This is a genomic window from Serratia sp. A07 (assembly GCF_058725505.1).
This window is the reverse complement of record NZ_JBZXDO010000251.1, coordinates 1-542: the sequence shown is the minus strand read 5'-3', so window position 1 is coordinate 542 and position 542 is coordinate 1. Positions and strand designations below refer to the sequence as shown.

The following is a 542-nucleotide window of genomic DNA, read 5'->3' as shown; positions in this document are numbered from 1 at the left end:
GCTCTACTCTCTCGATACGGCCCGCGGGGACGGGTACGTCTACTGCCTCATCGAGCACCAGAGCCGGCCGGACAAAACCATGGCCTTCCGCCTCATGCGCTATGCCATCGCCGCCATGCAGCGTCACCTGGAAGCCGGCCATGAGCGCCTGCCGCTGGTCATTCCTATTCTCTTTTATCATGGCCAAACCAGCCCCTACCCCTACACCCTCGACTGGCTGGCGCTGTTCGATGAACCGCAGCTGGCGAAACAGCTCTATGGCAGCGCCTTCCCGCTGGTTGATGTCACCGTCATTCCCGACGACGACATCATGCAGCACCGCCGCATGGCGGTCCTCGAGCTGTTGCAAAAGCACGTGCGTCAGCGCGACCTTGCCGAGCTGCTCGACCAACTGGTCACGCTGCTGCTGTCGGGGTACACTACCGATGAACAACTGATCTCGCTGCTCAGCTACATGCTGCAGGCCGGCGAGACCCACAGCCCGGCCGCGCTGCTTAAACAGCTGGCCGAGCGCGTACCGCACCACGAGGACAAAATCATGA

1 protein-coding gene is annotated in these 542 nt (G+C 62.0%); it reads left to right on the top strand.

Annotation, left to right across the window (positions count from 1 at the left end):
• On the top strand, nucleotides 1-542 hold a 542-nt coding region (locus AC4PR2_RS29585; RefSeq protein WP_492176136.1), incomplete at both ends, for an Rpn family recombination-promoting nuclease/putative transposase.